This is a genomic window from Streptomyces sp. NPDC046335 (assembly GCF_055587985.1).
In genome coordinates this window covers 1-4,249 of record NZ_JBVJFF010000041.1, presented here as the reverse complement: position 1 = coordinate 4,249, position 4,249 = coordinate 1, and the positions used below count along the sequence as shown (strand labels likewise).

The 4,249-nt window shown below is 68.8% G+C and carries 1 protein-coding gene; it reads left to right on the top strand.

Going from position 1 to position 4,249, the window contains the following annotated elements:
- Nucleotides 1-4,249 (top strand): type I polyketide synthase (locus ACZ6JY_RS40690; RefSeq protein WP_469204635.1); only part of this gene is annotated, 4,249 nt, incomplete at both ends.

Genomic DNA, 4,249 nt, shown 5'->3' with positions numbered 1-4,249 from the left:
CCCGAAGCCATCGACAAAGACCGCGCCTTCACCGAAACAGGCTTCGACTCCCTCACCGCTGTAGAACTACGCAACCGACTCACCACCACCACCGGACTCCACCTCCCCGCCACCCTCCTCTTCGACCACCCCACCCCCACCACCCTCACCCACCACCTCCACACCCAACTCATGGGCGACAAGTGCGAGGTGATGGCCCCGTCGACGCAGAGTTCCGCCGTGTCGGCGCAGGAGCCGATCGCGGTGGTGGGAATGGCATGCCGGTTCCCAGAGGGGGCTACTTCTCCGGAGGCGTTGTGGGATCTGGTCGCGGCGGGCACCGACGCCATCGGCGGGTACCCGACTGACCGAGGCTGGGACATCGGCAAGCTGTACGACCCCGACCCCGAGAAGCCAGGCACCTTCTACATTCGCGGGGGCGGGTTCCTGCATGACGCGGCCGACTTCGACCCGGCCTTCTTCGGCATCTCGCCGCGCGAGGCACTGGCGATGGACCCGCAGCAACGACTGCTGCTGGAGACCTCCTGGGAGGCGATCGAGCGGGCAGAAATCGATCCGACCCAGCTCAAAGGCACCCTCACGGGCGTGTTCGCCGGCGTGATCTACCACGACTACGCCGCACGAATGCAGACCATTCCCGAGGAGCTCGAAGGCTATGTGGGAAGCGGCACATCCGGCAGCATCGCCTCCGGCCGCGTCGCGTACACCCTCGGTATCGAAGGCCCGGCCGTCACGATCGACACCGCCTGCTCGTCCTCTCTCGTGGCCGTGCACCTGGCCTGCCAGGCCCTGCGCACCGGAGAGTGCTCCATGGCCCTGGCCGGCGGCGTCACAGTGATGTCCACACCGCTCGGCCTGGTGGAGTTCAGTCGGCAACGGGCGCTGTCACCGGATGGGCGGTGCAGGGCCTTCGCCGCCGGCGCGGACGGCACCGGATGGGCCGAAGGCGCCGGCATGCTCCTCCTCGAACCCCTGTCACAAGCCCAACGCAACGGCCACCCCATCCTCGCCCTGGTACGCGGCAGCGCCATCAACCAAGACGGCGCCAGCAACGGACTCACCGCACCCAACGGCCCCGCCCAACAACGCGTCATCCACCAAGCCCTCACCAACGCCCACCTCACCCCCACCGACATCGACGCCGTCGAAGCCCACGGCACCGGCACCACCCTCGGCGACCCCATCGAAGCCCAAGCACTCCTCGCCACCTACGGCCAAACCCACACCACCGACAACCCCCTATGGCTCGGATCACTCAAATCCAACATCGGCCACACCCAAGCCGCAGCAGGCGTAGCCGGTGTGATCAAGATGGTGATGGCCCTGCGGCACGAAACCCTGCCCCAGACCCTGCACATCGACGAACCCACCCCACACGTCGACTGGACCAGCGGGGCCGTGTCACTGCTGACCGAATCCCAACCCTGGCCCCGCACCGACCGCCCCCGCCGCGCAGCCGTCTCCTCCTTCGGCGTCAGCGGCACCAACGCCCACCTCGTACTCGAAGAACCTCCCACAGCGCCTCAACCCAGCACCGAGGCACCCGCCGAGCCGGGGACCGCGGGGCCCGACACAGCCAACGACCAGGATTCGGAACCCGTGGTACTCAGGCCCGTGGTAGTGCCCTGGCTGCTCTCCGGGCGGGACGAGAACGCGCTGCGCGAGCAGGCGGCCCGCCTCCAGACACACCTGCGCGACCGTACCGAACTGGAACCCCTCGACATCGGCCGGTCCCTGGCCACCACGCGTACCGCCTTCGAGCACCGTGCGGTGGTCCTCGGCCGCGACCGGGAGGAACTGGTCGCGGGGTTGAGGCGGTTGGCAGCCGGCGAGCCATCCGGAGGGGTGGTCGCGGGCCGGGCGGAGGCTTCGGTGGGGAAGGTCGTCTTCGTCTTCCCCGGTCAGGGTTCGCAGTGGGCGGGCATGGCAGCCGACCTCCTGGATGCCTCACCCGTCTTCGCCCAGCAGATCGCCGCGTGTGAGCAGGCGCTGGCCCCGCATGTCGACTGGTCACTGACCGACGTGCTCCGCCAGACCGCCGACGCCCCGACGCTGGAACGGGTGGACGTCGTACAGCCCGTGCTCTTCGCCGTCATGGTGGCACTCGCACGCATGTGGCAGGCCTGCGGCATCCACCCCGACGCCGTCATCGGCCACAGCCAAGGAGAGATCGCCGCCGCCCACATCGCCGGAGCCCTCACCCTCACCGACGCCGCCACCACCATCGCCCTGCGCAGCCAGGCCCTCGCCCAACTCGCCGGCCAGGGCGCCATGTGCTCCCTGACCCTCTCCGAAGAACAGACCCGGCACCACCTCACCACCTGGCCCGGACAACTCTCCATCGCCGCCGTCAACGGACCCCGCAACGTCATCGTCTCCGGCGACCCCCACACCATCGACCAACTCCTCACCCACTGCGCCCAGCACGACATCCGCGCCCGCCGCATCCCCGTCGACTACGCCTCCCACAGCCCCCACGTCGAGGCAGTCGAAACCCAGATCCGTGACAGCCTGGCCCATCTCACCCCTACAGCACCCGGCATTCCCCTCCTGTCCACCGTCACCGGCCAGTGGATCACCGAACCCGTCATGGACGCCGAATACTGGTACAACAACCTCCGCCAACCCGTCCACTTCCACCAAGCGCTGCGCACCCTCGACGCGTCAGGTCACCACACCTACATCGAAACGAGCCCCCACCCCGTCCTCACCCACACCATCCACGACACAGCCGACACAGCCGATACCGACATCGGTGGCACCACCACACCCACCATCGAACCCCTCGCCATCGGCACGCTGCGCCGGGACGAGGAAGGCCCCCGCCGCTTCCTGGCCTCCCTGGCCGAGGCGCACACCCACGGTCTTCCCGTCACGTGGGAGCCGGTACTCACCGGTGCCACTCCCTGTCAGGTCGATCTGCCGACCTACCCCTTCCAGCGCCAGCGGTACTGGCTCGACGCGCCGCCCCCCACGGGCGATGTCACCGCCGCAGGACTGCACACCACCACCCACCCCCTCCTCGGCGCCACCGTCCAACTCGCCGACACCGACACCCACATCTACACCGCACGCCTCTCCCTCACCACCCACCCCTGGCTCGCCGACCACTCCGTCATGGACACCGTCCTCCTCCCCGGCACCGCACTCGTCGAACTCGCCCTCCACGCCGCCACCCACACAGACCACCCCCACCTCGAAGAACTCACCCTCCACACCCCCCTCACCCTCCCCCACCACACCGACACCCAACTCCAACTCACCATCAACCCACCCGACACCAACCAACGACGCACCCTCACCATCCACTCACGCACCACCCCACCCCACGACGAAGCTTCTGATGAGCACTCGTCCTGGACCTGCCAGGCCACCGGCATCCTCGCCAAAGAGGCCGCCTCCACCGAGGCCCCCACGGACGCCTCCACCGGAACGCCGCAGGACGCGGCATGGCCGCCGCCCGGGGCGGAGCCGCTCGCCATCACCGATCTCTACGACCAACTCGGCCGTCACGGCTACCAGTACGGCCCCGCCTTCCAAGGCCTCCGCGCTGCCTGGCGAGTTGGCGACGAGGTCTTCGCCGAGGTCGCGCTGCCCGAGGAGCAGGCGCGGCACGCTGATCGCTTCGGGGTACACCCCGCCCTATTCGACGCTGCCGTGCAGGCCACCGCTCTGACGACTCCGGCAGAGGAATCCGCGGACGGACAGGACAGTCGGCTTCCGTTCTCCTGGCAGCACGTGACCCTGCATGCCACTGGTGCGAGCGCTCTGCGCGTACGGGTGACGCCCACCGCGCCGGACGCGGTGGCGCTCGCCATCACCGATGGCAGCGGCGACCCCGTGATCACCGTCGGCAATCTGGTCAGCCGTCCGGTGACCTACGAACAGTTGCAGGCTGCCCGCCCGGCCGCTTCGGAAGACCATCTTTATGAGATCGAGTGGACGCCGCTCCCCACGGAGTCACCGGCTCCCCGTGTCGCCGAGGGCGAGCGTTGGGCTGTGGTGGATGCCGATCCGTTGGGCGCCGCCGCCGCACTGACCACCGCCGGTGTCCCTGTCGACACCCACGACGACCTGACAGCCCTGATCCACTGCCTGGACACCGGCGCGACCTCACCTCGCATCGCCATTCTCAACGTCCACGACTGGCACACCAGCAGCGATAGCGGTGACGGCAGTGGTGTTCAGCATCCGTCCGGGACGATCGCGGCGGCCCAGGAAACCGCACGACACGTACACACCGTCGCAC